At 61.8% G+C, this 17,899-nt stretch carries 11 protein-coding genes; 3 read left to right on the forward strand and 8 right to left on the reverse strand.

Annotated features, from left to right (window positions below):
* Positions 1–80 precede the first annotated feature (80 nt).
* Positions 81–449, reverse strand: a complete 369-nt coding sequence (locus VL202_RS25185; RefSeq protein ID WP_325466797.1) for an Hpt domain-containing protein — start codon at positions 447–449, stop codon at positions 81–83.
* A 663-nt stretch (positions 450–1,112) separates the two neighbouring features.
* Between VL202_RS25185 and VL202_RS25190 the strand changes: the two genes are divergently transcribed.
* Positions 1,113–7,577 carry a kinesin gene (locus tag VL202_RS25190; RefSeq protein WP_325466798.1) on the forward strand — a complete coding sequence of 2,155 codons (6,465 nt, stop codon included), beginning with the start codon at positions 1,113–1,115 and terminating at the stop codon, positions 7,575–7,577.
* 123 nt (positions 7,578–7,700) lie between these two features.
* On the opposite strand, the gene VL202_RS25195 is transcribed toward VL202_RS25190, so the two are convergent.
* From VL202_RS25195 to VL202_RS25220, 6 genes are all read right to left on the reverse strand, one after another.
* Positions 7,701–8,528 (reverse strand): carbon-nitrogen hydrolase family protein, encoded by an 828-nt coding sequence (locus VL202_RS25195; protein ID WP_325466799.1) that lies wholly within the window; start codon positions 8,526–8,528, stop codon positions 7,701–7,703.
* 136 nt (positions 8,529–8,664) lie between these two features.
* Positions 8,665–9,546 carry a cytochrome c1 gene (locus VL202_RS25200; protein WP_325466800.1) on the reverse strand — a complete coding sequence of 294 codons (882 nt, stop codon included), beginning with the start codon at positions 9,544–9,546 and terminating at the stop codon, positions 8,665–8,667.
* A 24-nt stretch (positions 9,547–9,570) separates the two neighbouring features.
* Positions 9,571–10,827, reverse strand: coding sequence for a cytochrome b (locus VL202_RS25205; protein ID WP_325466801.1), 1,257 nt, complete (start codon positions 10,825–10,827; stop codon positions 9,571–9,573).
* Positions 10,828–10,841: 14 nt separating this feature from the next.
* Positions 10,842–11,420, reverse strand: a complete 579-nt coding sequence (gene petA, locus VL202_RS25210; protein WP_325466802.1) for a ubiquinol-cytochrome c reductase iron-sulfur subunit — start codon at positions 11,418–11,420, stop codon at positions 10,842–10,844.
* Between the two features lie 369 nt (positions 11,421–11,789).
* Positions 11,790–13,655, reverse strand: coding sequence for an ABC transporter ATP-binding protein (locus VL202_RS25215; RefSeq protein ID WP_325466803.1), 1,866 nt, complete (start codon positions 13,653–13,655; stop codon positions 11,790–11,792).
* Between the two features lie 136 nt (positions 13,656–13,791).
* Positions 13,792–15,645 carry an ABC transporter ATP-binding protein gene (locus VL202_RS25220; protein WP_325466804.1) on the reverse strand — a complete coding sequence of 618 codons (1,854 nt, stop codon included), beginning with the start codon at positions 15,643–15,645 and terminating at the stop codon, positions 13,792–13,794.
* 394 nt (positions 15,646–16,039) lie between these two features.
* On the opposite strand from VL202_RS25220, the gene VL202_RS25225 reads away from it, so the two are divergent.
* Complete coding sequence (locus tag VL202_RS25225) at positions 16,040–16,498, forward strand: tRNA (cytidine(34)-2'-O)-methyltransferase (RefSeq protein WP_325466808.1); 459 nt, start codon at positions 16,040–16,042, stop codon at positions 16,496–16,498.
* Between the two features lie 15 nt (positions 16,499–16,513).
* Here the strand turns inward: VL202_RS25225 and VL202_RS25230 are convergent, their stop codons facing one another.
* On the reverse strand, positions 16,514–17,083 hold the full coding sequence (locus VL202_RS25230; protein WP_325466805.1) for an NAD(P)H-dependent oxidoreductase: 570 nt from the start codon (positions 17,081–17,083) through the stop codon (positions 16,514–16,516).
* 74 nt (positions 17,084–17,157) lie between these two features.
* On the opposite strand from VL202_RS25230, the gene soxR reads away from it, so the two are divergent.
* Entirely contained in the window at positions 17,158–17,640 is a 483-nt protein-coding gene (soxR, locus tag VL202_RS25235; RefSeq protein WP_325466806.1) for a redox-sensitive transcriptional activator SoxR, read from the forward strand.
* Positions 17,641–17,899 lie beyond the last annotated feature (259 nt).

Below are 17,899 nucleotides of genomic sequence, written 5' to 3' on the forward strand. Positions count from 1 at the left end.
ACAAGGGGCGTTTGGCAAGGCACGACGCTGGCCGTGACCGTTTGTCGCTGAGACATCCCGAAGGACGGTATCCTGCGAAATTACCGGCAGAGTTTCAGGATAAACAGTTCGGCCTCGATGACAGCTGCACTGAGCGCCGCGAGATTGCCTGCATCCCGAGGATGCGTTTCGACCGCACCGGCGGCTTGTGCGACGCCGAAGGCGCCAACCGCGAGTGCCGCTCCCCTCAGGCGATGTGCCGTCGCGCCGCGGATCTCGGCATCATCGGACGAAAGCTCCTTCATCAGCTGTCGGGTCTGGCGCGCGAACATCTGCAGCACCTCGATTTCGAGCAGCTTGTCCCCCATCGTCTGTGTCGCCAGGTGAACGAGATCGATCGGCCGCGACTTGGACGGGCAAGCGCCTCCAAAATTGTCCGGTGCTTCGAATGCGATTTTGAGGGCAGCCATGTGCCAATATCCTTGTTGGTGTTTTTTTCTGGCGCAAACGGCGTGCAACCGCTTGACCGCTTTTTATATTTTTACGCCTCGTGAAAACTCCGATTTTCCCGGCGGCAATCTCGAAACGCTGGTATTGTCGGCTATGATCAGGCTTTGGAATGGTTCCGGCTTCGTTGTCGCCGTCCCCTGTTCCGCCTTCATTCCGCTCTCATGCTGGGCTTATTAGGTGCGAGCGGCGCTGCTATCTGATTAAAACGAGGCACAATGAGGGCAGCTTTCGTTCGGCATGGTTAACGGTCTTTAAACTGCCGGATTCCAAGGGTTTGCACCGAAGTTAGGCGCATTTTTCATTAAGAACTTGTTAGGATCTTAACGAATGCGGGACACCCTTAATTGTAAGAAACCGGTGAATGTGTCACTACGGTACGTTGAGGGATGTATTCATGCTGACAGGCTGGAAGGATCCTGACGGAAAACTGTGTTGAATGAAGTACCCAAGGGTCTCAATGCGTTATCCGTCGGTACGTGTAGAAATGGGTGCATGTAGGGTTCTGCGTCGATGTAGTGCGCGTATCCTGCTGTCACCGTCCGGGTATCGGAGGTGCTCCCCAATGCAGGCGGTGTTGCGGAGGGTCCTTCCGAAAGGACAGTTTGGTAACGAGGCGTATCCGCATGGCGACGAATAAAAGCAACGAGTCGATCGACGACAAAGCGTTCCAGGCGTTGGAAGATGCCCTGAAAATCGACTTTGACGAGCTTAAGTCTGCCCTGAACGACAAGGCGTCGTCGGACGGTCCGGAGACAAAGGCGTCGGCCCCCGCAAAGCAGGCACCCGTGGCCGGCCAGGCCGGGACAAAGCCCCAGCCGGAACAGGCGAACCGGACGGCTCGCTCCGCCGAGGCGCCAAGAAGCCTCTCTCCCGAGCCTGCCCCCAAGACGCCCACCTTCGCTCCGGCCAATGATGACGGTCGCAAGACCCCGGCCGCCATTCTCCGTTCGCTGGATGTCCGCTCCAGCCGCTCGGCCATGCGCATTGCCGCAGCCATCTCTCTTCTGTGGATCGTTGGCGGCCTCGGTGTCGCCAATCTCCTTTACGGACCTGAAATCTGGCAGATCCGCTCGCTTGCCGACCTCTCGGCCATGCCGGGCGCCGTCGGCGTGGCGATCTTCATCATCCTGCCGGTCATGCTGTTCTTCTCCTTCGCGATCATGATTTCGCGTGCCCAGGAATTGCGCAATGCCGCCCGCTCCATGGCGGAAGTCGCGCTTCGCCTCGCCGAGCCGGAAACCGCCGCCTCCGAGCGCATCATGACGGTCGGCCAGGCCGTGCGCCGCGAAGTCTCGGCGATGAACGAAGGCATCGAGCGCACCATCGCCCGCGCCACCGAACTCGAGACGCTGGTCCATTCGGAAGTCAATGCACTGGAGCGCAGCTACAGCGACAACGAATTGCGTGTCCGCACCCTCGTCCAGGAGCTTGGCCTGGAGCGCGAAGCCATTGTCGGCCATGCCGAGCGAATCCGCTCGTCGATTTCAGGCGCCCATACCCAACTGAAGGACGAACTCGCAGTTGCCGGCGACGACATTTCCAGCCGAATCGCGACATCGGGCGAAGCCTTCGCCTCGATGATCGAGACGCGCGCCGCCGCCCTGATGGAACGCTCCGACAGCGCCACCCAGACAATCGGTGCCATGCTGTCGACGCGCACCGACGCCCTGCTCTCCGGCCTGACAACGGCCGGCGTCGCGCTCGGCAACGAGTTCGACATTCGCCTCGAGACGCTGAGCCAGACGCTGGCGAAGCGCGGCCACCAGTTGCTCGGCCAGTTCGAGACCCGCGCCTCGACGCTGGATACCAACACCGAAAAGTTGAACGCGGCGCTGAACGAGCGCGCCCGCCAGCTCAACGAAACGCTGATCGCCCGCACGCGCGATCTGAACGAGAGCCTCAATGTCGGCCAGCAGGCCATCGTCGGCGGTCTCGACGATATTCTCAACACGCTCAATGCCACGCTCGACGAAAAGGGCGCGAGCTTCCGCCAGAGCCTGAAAACCAGCGCCGACGACACGATCATGGATCTCGACCTTAGGTCGGGCTTCTTCGAAGAGAAGCTGACGACCACCGTCGGCCAGCTGGCGAGCGCCTTCGATTCCCGCTTCCACGAATTTGCCACCGCCTTCGACAAGCGTGCCGGCATGCTCGATTCCAAGCTGATGGAAAGCCTTGCCCGCATCAACCAGTCGGTGACCGGCGGTTCGGACGTCATCGGCGGCATACTCGACGGCGGTATCGAGCGCTTTGAATCGGCGCTCTCCGAACAGTCTCTGACGCTTGCAACGACGCTCGGAACGACGCAGGATTTCATCGAAAACACGATCAGCAGCAAGACCGCCGAACTGGGCGATGCGATCGGCAACGCGCACACCCGCATCGACAGCGTGCTTGCGGACCGTTCCGGCACCCTGATGAGCGCGCTCACCGCAGCGCAGGACCGGATCGAATCCGGCTTCTCGCAGCGCGCCGGCTCGCTGGAAACCGTCCTCACCGAAAGCCAGCAGCGGCTTGCCGATACGCTGGAAGCCCGCACCAGCGCGATCGCCGACAGCAACCGCCAGCTCGCCGACAATCTCGATAGCCGCACCAGCGGCTTCATCGACGGCCTTCAGGCCATCCACGGCCGGATCGAAGACACCCTGACCACCCGCGCCGACGAGATCACCAGCGCGATCGCCACCAGCCAGCACCGTCTCGACAACACGCTGTCTGAACGGACCATGGAACTGTCGACCCTGATGGCCACGAGTTCCGAACTGATCGACAGCGCGTTTGAAGGCACAGCCGAGCGGATCGACACCATCCTGTCGCAGCGTACGGATGCGCTGACCGGCGCACTGGCGTCGTCCACGACCGCCATCGACAGCGCCTTCGACGGAACCGCGGAACGCATCGACAGCATTCTGTCGCAGCGAACCGGTGTGCTCGCGGGTGTACTGGCGTCTTCCACAGCTGCCATCGACAGCGCCTTCGAGGGGACTGCCGAGCGGATCGACGGTATCCTGTCGGAACGCACGGGCGCCCTTTCCGCCGTTCTCTCATCCTCGACCGGCGCGATCGAAAACGCCATCGGCGGCACGACGGAACGTCTGGACGTCATCCTTTCGGAACGCAGCCGGGCGCTTGGCGATACGCTCGCCACGCAGACTTCGGTGCTTGATGCCCTATTGAGCGACCGCTCGTCCGAAATCGCCGACACGATGACCGCTCGCGCTACGGAAATGGCCGACACCCTGAGCACCCGCACCGAAGAGATTGCCGACAGCCTGTCCTTCCGCGTCACCGCGATCGCCGAAGCCATGGCCGACCGCACCGGCGACATCGAGCAGCAGCTTTCGGGCCGCGTCGCCGAGATCGCCGACAATCTCTCCAGCCGCGTCACCGACATTGCCGGCACCATGACCCACACATCGGCCGAGATCGCCACCGTGCTCTCCGGTCATGCCTCGGACATGGCGGCGGCAATGGTCGGCAAGGCCTCCGATATCGAGCAGACGCTCGCTGGCCGCGCCGATCAGCTCAGCACGTCGCTTGCCTCCACCCATGACCAGATCCGCGCGACGCTGGATGATCGTATCAACGCGATCAACGTTGCGGTCACGCATGGCAAGACCCAGCTTTCCGACCTTCTCGATGAGCAGGCGCTCTCCATCGCTACCACGATGGCCACCAGCTCCAGCATGCTCGAAATGTCGCTGGAAGAACGCCAGGCAGCCCTGAGCGGCATCATCGACCGTAGCGCCGAGGCGCTCGAACAGCGCATGGTCGAAAGCACCAGCCATGTCGCGTCCCAGCTCGGCCAGACCGCCGATCAGATCGGCCGTGCCGCCGATACGCTGACCCAGCGCATGGATGCATCGCTCTCCAACATCAACAACAGCGTCGATGGTACCGGCGCACGCATCGAGAGCAGTCTTGGCGTGCTCGAAGGCCGCATCCGCGAAAGTGTCGGTGGCGTCAGCGAATTCGTCGACAACGCCGGCCAGCGCATCGCCGACACCCTCTCGACAAAGATTTCCGAGCTTGACCAGGTCAGTGACAGGGCGGCGGAGCGCATTTCCGACAGCCTGTCGTCGAAGGTTTTCGAGCTGGATCAAGCCGGTGGCCAGGCAGCCGCGCGCATCGCCGACAGCCTTGCCGGCCGCGCCGACGAGATCGACCGGATCGGCAGCCTTGCCGCGACGCGGATCGCGGAAGCCCTGTCCGGCCACACCGCCGAACTCGACCAGGTCAGCGCCGCCGCTGCCGCCCGCATTTCCGACAGCCTCAGCGGCCGCACCGAAGAGATCGACCGGATCAGCGGCGCCGCCGCGACGCGGATCGCCGAAACGCTCGGCAGCCATACGGCTGAGCTCGACCGCGTCAGCGCCGAAGCCGCAACCCGCATCGAGGCCAGCATCGAAGGCGGCACGGGCCGCATCGAGGAACGTCTCGGTACCATGGACCGCGCCCTGTCCATCGGTCTCGACAATGTCAGCCGCACGATCGAGGGCAAGGCCGCCGGCCTCGTCACCAGCCTGCGCGGCGCCGTTAGCGACGCATCGCAAGGCATCGATTCGGAAGCCCAGCGTTCGGCCGAGATGCTCGCCAAGGCTGGCCAGGATTTCGCGGAAGCGATGGCGGCCCGCCAAGCGGACTTCCAGAGCGCCGTGGAACAGACGGCCGCTTCCGCCGCGATGCGCAGCGCGGAACTTGCCCGCTCCGTCGGTGAAGCCTCGGATGGCGCGGCTGCCCGCATCGCCCAGACGCAGAGCCGTGTCGCCGAGCAGACCTCCTCGCTGCAGCAGAGCCTCTCCGACGTCGAAAAGGCGCTGGAGGCCCGCGGCAACACGATCCGCACGACGCTGGACGACAGCACGCGCGAACTGAACTCGATGCTTGCCGGCCGTTCCGCCGAACTGTCGCGCCTGATCGACGAGCAGGCCCGCCCGATCATCGACCAGTATGCCGCAACCGGCAAGGAAGCTGCCGACCGCATCAGTGGTGCCGCCCGCGAGAGCGCCGAGCGTCTTCGCGCCGAAAATGCAAACCTGCTCGACAGCCTGACGGCCCGCACCGGCGAAACGCTGAACGCGATTTCCACCCGCGCCGAAGAAACCGCCATGGCCATGAAGATGGTCGAGCACCGTCTGCAGTCGACGGCCTCGGGTCTGATCGAGCAGCTCTCGGCCAGCAACGCCTCCATCGCCGGCGTCATCGAACAGGCAAGCGCCAATCTCGGCGCGATGGACCAGCAGCTGGAATCGACCACTGCGCGGTTCTCCGATTCAGCGACGCGCGCCTCCGACATGCTATCGACGACCACGCGCCTGCTCGAAGGCAAGGTCGACAAGCTGGTGGATATTTCCGGCACCACCCTGTCGCAGATCGGTGGCATTGTCGGCCGCTTCGAGGATCATTCGAAGGTGCTCGGCCAGGCATCCGATCTTCTGGCCGCCGCCCAGTCGAACCTGGTCAGCACGCTCGAGGAGCGACAGGACGCGCTGCGCACCCTCTCCATCGGTCTTGTCAGCCGCTCGGAAGAAATCGAGAAGACCATGCATGCGCTTGAAGGCTTCGTCGACGGCGCCTTCCAGCGGGCGGAAGATCGCTCGGCGCAGGTCGCCAGCAACCTGCGTTCAGGCATCCAGTCGTCCTTCAGCGATGTCGGCCGTATCCTGACCGACGCCGAACAACGGGCAGCAGCCGCGGCCGACGCGATGCGCGACGCCGTGGTCAAGGCCGGTGACGATGCCTCGATGTCGGTGGAATCGGTCTTCGTCCGCGCTGAAGAACGCTCGAACGAGATTGCCACCAACCTGCGCGCCGGCGTCCAGGCTTCCTTCGCCAATGTCAGCAAGACACTGTCGGAAGCCGAGGAACGGGCTGCATCGGCGAGCGAAGCCATGCGGGCTGCCGTCACCAAGGCCGGAGAAGACGCCGGGCTCTCGGTGGAAGGTGCCTTTGCCCGCGCCGAGGAACGCTCGAAGGAAGTCGCCCAGCGCCTGCGCGGCAGCGTCGGTGCATCGCTGTCGGATATCGATCGCCTGATGAACGACGCGAGCAAGAAGTCGGACGGTGCCGCCCTGCAGATGGGCGAAGCCATTCGCCAGGCTGTCGAGGACGCCGTCACCCGCTTCAGCGGTGCCACGGACGAAATCCGCCGTTCGGCCCACGAGATCCGCAAGGAACTCGACATGACCCGCGACGAACTCAAGCGCGGTGCCTTCGACCTGCCGGAGGAAGCCAAGGAAAACGCCTCGGTGATGCGCCGCGCCGTTGCCGAGCAGATCAAGGCCCTGCAGGAACTGTCCGACATCATCGGCAAGTCGTCCGGCCAGCTGGAAATTTCCCAGCCGGTGGCACGCCAGCAAGCTGCCCAGCAGCCGGTCGCTGCCGCGCCGGTCCACGCCGTCGTGCAGCAGCCCGTTGCGCAACAGGCTGCTATCCAGACACCCGCGGTCCAGCAGCCGGTCGCCCAGCAGCCAGCTATGGAACAGCCGCGCCGTCAGGAAGCCGAGCCTCTGCTTCGCGGCAGCCTCGGTATCGAGCAGCCACGTCCCATCGCCCAGCAGCCTGCCATCCGCCAGCCTGAGCCAACATCCGAGACGCGCCAGCGATCCGAAGAGGGCAGCGGCTGGATGCGGGACCTGCTGCGCGGCGCATCGCGCGAGGAAGAGCCGGTGGTCACGCCGCCGGTGCAACGTGCCAATGAGCCCCAGCCGGCCGTGCGCTCCGGCGACAATCGCAATCCGCGCCACGTGATGGAATCGCTGAACTCGCTGTCCGTGGATATCGCCCGCGCCATCGACCACGACGCCTCGGTCGACCTGTGGCGCCGGTATCAGCGCGGGGAACGCGACGTGTTCACGCGCCGCCTCTATACGCTGAAGGGCCAGCAGACCTTCGACGAGATCAAGCGAAAGTATGACCGCGAGCCGGAATTCCGCACCGCCGTCGATCGCTACATCGCCGATTTCGAAAAGCTGCTCGGCGACGTGGCTCGCAACGATCGCGACAAGGCGATGACCCAGACCTACCTGACCTCGGACACCGGCAAGGTCTATACGATGCTGGCGCATGCGGCCGGCCGGTTCAGCTAAGAACCCGGATTTCAGAAGGCCCCGTAGATAGACATCTGCGGGGCCTTTTTCTTGTCGACTTGGCGGCAGTTTTCCAGCGCTGTCGTCGACAACTGCCGATGTGACCGGCGACGGCGAGCGCCCTCAATAATCCTGCCTGTTGCGGGTGCGACGGTGGTCGGTCATCCTTTCGCGGTAGATGTCCCCCTGCCTTGCCTTGGCGCGCCATGGCCGGGCCTTTTGAAGCGCAACGTCATAGAGCGGGTCCTTGCGATCAAGTCTCGCCATGACCATGCCGGGCGCAGGCGTGGCCGAACATCGATTGATCCACCGCCCATCCGGTCCGATGTTCCCGGCCGGCCCCTTCGGAGCCTTCTGGGCCGGCGTGGCCGCGCCGATCCACACGCAGTTCAGCCCTGCATGCGCGCGCAGTGCGATCTCAAAATGCTCCGGAAGGCCATAGGAAGCAAAAATCACGCCATCGACACCCATCCGCTCATAGTCACCGAATATCTCGGGAAACTGGCATTCGATGCACAGCGCGCAGCCAAAACTGTAACCATCGACCTCGAAGACCACTGGCACACTGCCCGGCGCATACCAGTCACTGACTTCACTGTTGGACAGAAATCTCTTGTCGTATCGCGTCGTCAATGTCCCGAGATCGGAAAAGACATAAAGGCTGTTGTGCGGCAGGCTGCCGTCCGCCAGCCGATGCGCCCCACCCACGACGGCATGGATATGAAGCGCGCCGCACAAGGCTGCGACAGAGCGAAGCTCGGCTTCTTGTGCGATCCAGTCGAACGTCGCCCAGTCTGTGATCTGTGCTTTCGCGTACCCGGACAGCGCGCCTTCACAAAAGCCGATCAATCTGGCACCGCTGGCAGCAGCTTCGCGGATCATCGTGCGGATGGCATTGCCGTTGGCTGCGATATCCGAGGAAACGACTGTCTGTGCCGTCGCAAATTTCATCAGGCCTCCCGGAGGGTTCGACTCACTCATTCTACCCAATGAGTGTGCAGAGAAACCAACGGCAGTGAAACAAGCATCAGCGCATGAAAAAGGCGGCCACCCGGGCCGCCTTCTGTCGTCTGAAGCCTTGAAAGCCTCAGTGTTCCTTGTTGGCGTAGATCGACTTCTTCGTCAGGTACAGGAGACCGGTGAAGATCACCAGGAAGATGAGGACCATGAAGCCGGTGCGCTTGCGTTCTTCGAGGTGGGGTTCGGCCGTCCACATCAGGAAGGCCGAAACGTCCTTTGCATACTGGTCGACCGTCTGCGGCGTTCCATCGTCATAGGTGACCTGGTCGTCGGTGATCGGCTGGGCCATGGCAAGCGACATGGCAGCGTTGAAGTACGGGTTGAAATGGGTGCCTTCCGGAACAGTGACGCCTTCCGGCGGCTCCTGATAGCCCGTCAGCAGCGAATGGATATAGTCCGGTCCGCCTTCCTGGTATTGCGTGAAAATATCCAGGATGAACAGCGGGAAACCGCGCTCGACACCGCGTGCCTTGGCGATCAACGAGAAGTCCGGCGGAGCCGCACCATTGTTGGCGGCAGCGGCGGCTTCCACGTTCGGAAACGGCGAAGGGAAGTGGTCGGATGCAACGGCCTTGCGGGTGAACATTTCACCATCGCCGTTCGGCCCGTCCTGCACTTCGTAGTTCGCTGCGAAGGTCTTCACCTGCGCTTCGGAGTAGCCCATGCCTTCCAGTGTGCGGAAGGACACGAGATTCATCGAATGGCAGGCGGAACAGACTTCCGTGTAGACCTTCAGGCCGCGCTGCAACTGACCCTTGTCGTAGTGACCGAAGGGACCGGCAAAGCTCCAGTCGATGTTCTTCGGCTTCAGGATCGGAAAGTGTGCGTTGGCAACGGCGTGCTCAGTCGCTTCCTTCAGGCCGTGCTCTTCCTCGGCGGCATATGCCGTGCCGCCCAGAATGCCGGCTGCAAGTGCGAGCGACAGGATGCTTGTAACAAGCTTTTTCATCGGTTCAGTTCCTCTCAGCCGCGCTTACTTTTTGTTCTGCTTTTCCAGAACCGCTTCCGTGATCGAATTCGGAATACGCTTCGGGGTTTCGATCAGGCCGAGAACCGGCATGATGACGATGAAGAACGCGAAGTAGTAGAGCGTGCCAATCTGGGCCATCAAAGTGTAGAGATCGGTCGGTGCACGCGAGCCCAGCCAGCCGAGCAGGATGGCGTTCGCGACGAAGAGCCAGAAGAACAGCTTGTACCAGGGACGGTAGACAGCCGAGCGGACCTTCGACGTGTCGAGCCAGGGCAGGAAGAACAGGATGATGATCGAGCCGAACATCACCAGAACGCCGCCGAGCTTGGAGTCGATCGGGCCGATGTTGAAGGTGATGGCGCGCAGCATCGCGTAGAACGGCAGGTAGTACCATTCCGGAACGATATGGGCCGGCGTCTTCAGCGGGTTGGCCATGATGTAGTTGTCGGGGTGGCCGAGATAGTTCGGCATGTAGAAGACGAACCAGGCATAGGCGATGAGGAAGACGGAAACGCCGAGCGCATCCTTCATCGTCGCGTAGGGCGTGAACGGCACGGTATCGGTCTTGGTCTTGACTTCGACGCCGGTCGGGTTGGTCTGGCCGGTCACGTGCAGGGCCCAGATATGCAGGACGACAACGCCGGCAATCATGAAGGGCAGCAGGTAGTGCAGCGAGAAGAAGCGGTTGAGCGTCGGTTGATCGACGGCGAAGCCACCAAGCAGGAACTGCTGCAGCCACTCGCCCACCAGCGGGAAGGCCGAGAAGAAGCCGGTAATAACGGTCGCGCCCCAGAATGACATCTGACCCCAGGGCAGAACGTAGCCCATGAAGCCGGTTGCCATCATCAGCAGATAGATGACAACGCCGAGGATCCAGAGGATTTCGCGCGGTGCCTTGTATGAGCCATAGTAGAGGCCGCGGGCAATGTGCAGGTAAACCGCGATGAAGAAGAAGGATGCACCATTGGCATGCATGTAGCGCAGCAGCCAGCCATGGTTCACGTCGCGCGCAATCTTTTCGACCGACTCAAAAGCGTAGGCCGTGTGAGCCACATAATGCATGGCGAGCACGACACCCGTGAGGATCTGGATGATCAGCATCACGGACAGCATCGCGCCGAAGGTATAGGCGTAATTCAGGTTACGCGGGACGGGGTAGGAGATGAAGCTGTCGTGCACCATCCGCGGCAGCGGCAGGCGCGAGTCGATCCACTTCTCGATACCGGTCGTCGGTGTGTAGGTTGAATGATCCCCACTCATATTCAGTATTCCCCTCAGCCGATCTTGATGACTGTGTCAGTGGCAAAAGAAAAGGTCGGAACCGGCAGGTTTTCAGGTGCCGGGCCTTTTCGAATACGGCCGGCCGTGTCGTAGACCGAGCCATGGCAGGGACAGAACCATCCGTTGTATTCGCCGGACTGGCCGAGCGGCACACAGCCGAGATGGGTGCAGGAGCCGATCATGACGATCCAGTTTTCCTTGCCCTTGCCGGCGGAACGGTCAACGCCTGTCGCCTGTGCGTCGGCCGGAAGATTGGCGTTGCGCGCGACCGGGTCCTTGAGGTCGGCAAGCGCGACAGCGTCGGCTTCCTTGACTTCCTCGTCGGTGCGGTTGCGGATGAACACCGGCTTGCCGCGCCACTTGACCGTCAGCGACATGCCGGGCTGCAGGCTGGAGACATCCACTTCGATCGAGGCAAGGGCCAGCGTCGAGGCATCGGGGCGCATCTGGTCGATGAACGGCCAGGCAACCGCAGCGGCGCCGACCACGCCGGCCATGCCGGTGGTCAGATACAGGAAGTCACGGCGAGTAGGCTCGCTCAGGGTTTCGCTTGATATCTCGTGTTCGCTCACGGCTAAACCATCCTCTCACGCAATGTTTGCGGTAACCGCACAATCCCCCGGTGTCGATCCGCGTCCCGTGATGCCACTTGAGCGAAAGAACACCGCCAAATCAATAAGCCGATACACGATTCGTCGAAAACTTTCGTCTTTCCGTCTCATGCATCAAAACCGGGCGAACCTCGCACGCACAAAAAACGGCAGATTCCCCGGCAATCCGGCGGGTTCTATGCTTGATCGCATGGGATGTCCAGCCTTAGGCACAAGAGGTGAGCCACAATGTCGCGGGAAAACCGAAGCCAATGTTCGCAAACCGCTTTTCACGCTTGCCCGCATGCAAAACAGAGATTCGGGAACTGTCGGCGCGGCCTTTTGTCACCGCTATTCGGCGGCGGCATCCGGCGCCAGAAAGCCGCCGGACTGGCGCCTCCAGAGATCAGCGTAAAGACCGCCGGCGGCGATCAGTTGGTCATGCGTCCCATCCTCGGCGATCCGCCCCTCCTCGACGACGATCAGGCGGTCAAGAGCCGCGATGGTCGAGAGCCGATGGGCGATGGCGAGCACGGTCTTGCCGTGCATGAGGCGGTCGAGATTGGACTGGATTGCCGCCTCGACTTCCGAATCGAGCGCCGACGTCGCCTCGTCCAGCACCAGGATCGGCGCGTCCTTCAGCATGACGCGGGCGATGGCGATCCGCTGGCGTTGGCCGCCGGACAGCTTGACGCCGCGCTCGCCGACATGGGCGTCGAATCCCGTACGACCACGCTGGTCCTGCAGCCGTTCGATGAAACCGAGCGCCTCGGCTTTTCTCGCCGCCTCCCGCAGACGGTCTTCGTCCGCGTCGGGTCGGCCGAACAGGATATTATCGCGGATCGAGCGATGCAGCAGCGAGGTGTCCTGGCTGACGACGCCGATCTGCGTGCGCAGCGATTCCTGCCGCACCGTCGCGATATCCTGTCCGTCGATCAGGATACGTCCGCCCTCCAGGTCGTAGAATCGCAGGAGCAGGTTGACGAGCGTGGTCTTGCCAGCGCCTGAGCGGCCGACGATACCGACTTTCTCGCCCGGACGAATCGTGAGCGACAAATTGTCGATGAGACCCCTGTCCCGGCCATAGTGAAAGCGGATGTTTTCGAAGCGGATCGAGGGCGTTTCGACAGTCAGGTTGCCGGCGCCGGGAATATCCACCAGTTGCACCGGTTGCGAAATCATTTCGGCGGCATTCTGGATCGTGCCGATATTGCGCATGATGCCGTTGAACTGCACCATCATGCGGCTGAGCAGGAAGTTCAACCGCAACACGAGCGCCAGCGTGAAGGCGACGGCGCCGGCGCTGATCAGGCCATGCAGCCAGAGATGGACGCTGAGGCCCGCCATGGTGACGATCATGATGCCGGAGAGAAACGCCATCGAGGCCCGTACGCCGGTGATGAACCGGGTAAAGCGGATGATGCTGTCCTGGAAGATGTCGAAGCCCTGCCGCATGTAGCGGTCGTTTTCCTCGTCGCGGGCGAAGAGTTTCAGCGTCTGGATATTGCTGTAGGCGTCGACCATCCGGCCGCTGAGCATGGAGGATGCTTCTGCCGTCTCCTTCGAATGCTGGCGGATGCGCGGCACGAAATAGCGGGCAAGAAAGGCAAAGCCGATCAGCCAGAAGAGCACGACGATGGCAAGCGACAGGTCAAGTTGACCAACCAGCACCAGCGTCGAGACGGAATAGATACCGACAAACCAGACACTTTCCATCAGTGAGGTGACGACGTCGCCCACCGCCTGCCCTCCCGACCAGACCTTGGTGACGATCCGGCCGGAAAAGTCGTTCTGGAAGAAGGACAACGACTGACGCGCGACATGAAGATAGGACTGCCAGCGAACCAGGTTGTAGAATCCGGGCGTGATCACCTGCTGATCGACCAGCGACATCAGCAATGAAACAACGAAACGCACGACGCCGATCAGGACGAGCATGCCGAACAGTTCGGCGCCATGCGCCGCAAGCAGTCCGCTCCAGCCATCGCCCGGCTTGACTGTCGCCAGGATATCGACGACCCGGCCGACAAACCAGAACAACGTCGCCTCGATCGCCGCCGTCACGCCGCCGAGGACCAGCATGGCAATGAACGGCGCTTTCGCCTGGCGGATATAAAACCAGATGTAGGGAATGAGCCTTTCCGGCGGCTGCAGGCCGTCGCGCGCCTCAAACGGCAATATCCAGTTTTCAAACAGGGCAAAAATGGCGCGCAACATGGCTCAGATATAGGCCTTGGGAAAAATGCGGCAATGCAAAATGTTCGCGGGCGAGATTACAAATCGGCAATCCGGGCATGTCGCGGTCGGAAATCGCAAAAGTATCCTCCCCACCTTGAGTGGGGAGGATAAGTGCCTACTCGGCTGCTTCTTCCTTTTCCGGATCGTCGGCGAGAAACCCGCCTGATTGCCGCGACCAGAGATCGGCGTAGAGCCCTCGCCGCGTGATTAGTTCAGCATGGCTGCCGGTCTCGACGATCTTTCCGGCTTCCAGGATCACCAGCCGATCCATCTCGGTCAGCGTCGACAGGCGGTGGGCGATCGCGATCACCGTCTTGCCCGCCATCAGCGCGAACAGGTTTTCCTGGATCGCGGCCTCGACTTCCGAATCCAGCGCCGAGGTCGCCTCGTCGAGGATCAGGATCGGTGCGTCCTTCAGGAAGACGCGGGCGATCGCGATACGCTGGCGTTGACCGCCGGAGAGCTTGACTCCCCGCTCGCCGACCTGTGCATCCAGCCCCCTGCGGCCCTGGTTGTCCTCGAGTTGCTCGATGAACTCCCAGGCATTGGCCCGCTTGGCGGCCGCCATGATCTCGGCATCATCAGCCTCCGGATGCCCATAGGCGATGTTGTCGCGGATCGAGCGGTGAAGCAGCGACGTATCCTGCGTCACCACGCCGATCTGGCCGCGCAGACTGTCCTGCGTCACCGTGGCGATATCCTGACCATCGATCAGGATCGCCCCGCCTTCCAGATCGTAGAAGCGCAGGAGCACGTTCATCAGCGTCGTCTTGCCGGCGCCGGAGCGTCCGACGAGACCGATCTTCTCACCCGGCTTGATGGAGAGCGCGAGATTGTCGATCACACCCTTGTCCTTGCCATAGTGGAAGCGGATGTTTTCGAACGTGATCGCACCCTCAGGCGCCTTCAGCACCTTGGCATCGTCCTTGTCGACGATGTCGTGCGCCTTGGTCATCATGCTCATGCCATCATAGACCGTGCCGATGTTTTCAAACAGCGCCGAAACTTCCCACATCATCCATTGCGACATGCTGTTGACGCGCATGGCGAGCGCCACCGCAATCGCGATCGAGCCGACCGACATGCCGCTGGTCATCCAGAAATAGATGCCGAGCGCCGAGATCGCAAAGAGCGCGATACAGTTGTTGGCATAGACGAGCGCATGGAACAGCGTCACCTTGCGCATCTGCCGGTGCACGGTCTGCAGGAAGATATCCATGCTTTCCTTGGCATAGACCTCCTCGCGGCCGGCATGCGAGAACAGCTTGACGGTCGAAATGTTGGTGTAGCTGTCGACGACACGGCCCGTCATCATCGACCGCGCGTCGGCCTGATCCTTGGAAATCTTGCGCAGGCGCGGGACGAAATAGGATACGATCAACACATAGATCAGGATCCAGACGACGAGCGGCGCAAGCAGCCGCCAGTCGGCGGCAGCCACCACGACCAGCATCGAGATGAAATAGCTGACGACATAGACGAAGACGTCGAGGATCTTCATCACCGTTTCGCGCACGGCAAGCGAGGTCTGCATCACCTTGGTGGCGACGCGGCCGGCGAACTCGTTGGCAAAGAAGGTCATTCCCTGCCGCAGCAGGTAACGATGCATCTGCCAGCGCGCGATCATCGGATAGTTGCCGAGCAGCACCTGGTGCATGATGATCGAATCGAAGGTGACGAGCGCCGGCAGCCCGATCAGGATGAGCGCCCCCATCCAGAACAGCCGCGTGGCTTCACTTTGCAGGAAGTTTTCCCGCTGCGCCGAGGACAGCCAGTCGACGACGTTGCCGAGGAACTGGAACAATGCGACTTCACCGACAGCGATCAGCATGGTGCAGATCGACATGGTGATCAGCCATGGTGCGGCCGGCTTCGTATAATGCCAGCAGAAGGCGAACAGTCCCTGCGGCGGAGCCTTCGGCTCCTCGGTGGGATAAGGATCGAGGCGGGATTCAAACCAGCCGAACATAGTCTAGCTCCTTGAGGAAACCTTAAAGGAAGGCGGGCACCCCGCATTCATTGTCTCGAAGTCTTCGCCCCGGAAAACGCCGTTCTTGCGCACAAGACGTGTTCGGCCGGAAAGCGGTCGGTTGTGCGGATAAGCCAATAAAGGAAAAGCGCGAAACCGGTCAGTCCATGCGGACTGGAGGCGCAGCCTGGAGGCTGATGACCATAGGGATATCCATGCATGCCTCCGTCGGTTCGCGTTGAAGATGTGCAAGGCTTAGAACCTTTTGCGCCGATATGCCAGATTGTCGCAGGCACTTTTTTCATCATTTCCGGCGCCGGATGCTTTCTGTTGCCAGAACGGCACAGATTGATTACGGGCATTGATGACCTCCATCAGTGCCGTTGATATGTCCGTGCATCCGATCCGCATCGCCCTCTACCAGCCCGATATTCCCGGCAATACCGGCACGATCCTGCGCCTTGCCGCCTGCCTGGGCCTCGCCGTCGATATCATCGAACCGGCCGGCTTCGACCTTTCGGACAAGAACCTGAAACGGGCGGGCATGGACTACATCGCCGCCGCCACGCTGAGGCGGCACGTCAACTGGGAGCGATTCGAGGAGACGAGGCTCGATGAAGGACGGCGGCTGGTGCTGGCCTCCACCAAGGCCGCCGATCCCTATACGCGCTTTGCCTTCCAGCCCGGAGACACGCTGTTGTTCGGCCGCGAAAGCGCAGGCGTGCCCGACCACGTCCATGAACGGGCCGACGCCCGCATCATCGTGCCGATGGTCGAGGGCCAGCGCTCGCTGAACATCGCCATGTCGGTCGCGATGATATCAGGCGAGGCGATCCGCCAGATCACGCTCTGAAGTCAAAAACGCGCCTCACGCCGCAACGTTTCCATAGGCGTTATCGGTCCGGGCGGTTTTCAGCGCCCTCGCCCACCACTTCAGCCGCCGCAGCATCACCTGCAGCCCCGCCTTGGCTTCCGCCGCCTTGAAGGGATTGCCGGCGCTATCGAACTGTGCCCAGACATTGGAAAAGCTGACACTGTCGCGGATGGTGACGGCGTGAAGTTCGGCAAAGACCTGGCGCAACTGTTCGACAGCACGCAAGCCGCCCGAGACACCGCCATAGGAAATGAAGCCGACCGGCTTGGCGTGCCAAGGCTCATAGGTGCTGTCGATCAACTCCTTGAGCGCCGCCGGATAGCCGTGATTGTATTCCGGCGTTACCACGATGAAGGCGTCGGCCTCGGCGATCCTGTCTTCCAGCGAAGCCTCGTTTTCGGCCGGGTTTTCGCTGGCGTTCTTGAACTGGAGCGGATCGATCAGCGTCACTCGAAAACCGCTCTCGGCCCAAAGCTCGGTCAAGGCCCAGTTGACGACGGTTTCGCAGAATCGGCCCTGCCGGGCGCTGCCGTAGACGACGGCGATGGTCATTTTCTCGTTCATGCCTATGCAAGCTCCGTTGCGGATCCGATGGAGCCAATGTTATAAAACCTCAACTAAAGTTGAGGTCAAGCCGAATGGCGGAAAAAATTCATCCTGAAAATCTGCGCCGTGAGTTGAGCGTCGGAGAGGTCGCCGCCCGAAGCGGCATAGCGGTCTCGACGCTTCATTTCTATGAGACCAAGGGGCTGATCAAGAGCATGCGCAGCCAGGGAAACCAGCGACGTTACCCGCGCAGCGTGCTGCGCCGCATCGCCGTCATCAAGATCGCCCAACGCACCGGCATCCCGCTCGCCGATATCCAGAAGACGCTGTCGTCGCTTCCGAACGACCGACCGCTGTTGGCGAGTGACTGGGAGCGCCTGTCGCGCAACTGGGAGGCGGATCTCGACGAACGGATTGCCAAGCTGACGGCGCTTCGCGACCAGTTGACCTCCTGCATCGGCTGCGGCTGCCTGTCGATGAATGACTGTCCGCTGCGCAACCCCTATGACGCCTTGTCGGAAAAAGGCGCCGGCGCCTACCTGCTCGAGCATCCCACGAATAGCGGCGCTGGTTGATCAGCGAGCCGCCGCAGCTTATCCATCGGATTTCGCCAGCCTGCTCAAACCCACCATGCTGGCAAGCGTGTCGAGGCTCGAATCGAGCGGGGAATAAGCGCCGTCGCTATGGCGCGGCACCTCGCGAAGGCAATGTGACGAATACTAATAGGCTGTCGGCAAGCGCCGCATGGTGAACTCGATCTGGTCGCCATCGAGCAGGCGCCAACTCTCCACCTCCGTCCAGTAGGCCGCTTTCGGCCAGGCATCGAACCATTCC

This window comes from Pararhizobium sp. (genome assembly GCF_035497515.1).
Classification (GTDB): domain Bacteria; phylum Pseudomonadota; class Alphaproteobacteria; order Rhizobiales; family Rhizobiaceae; genus Pararhizobium.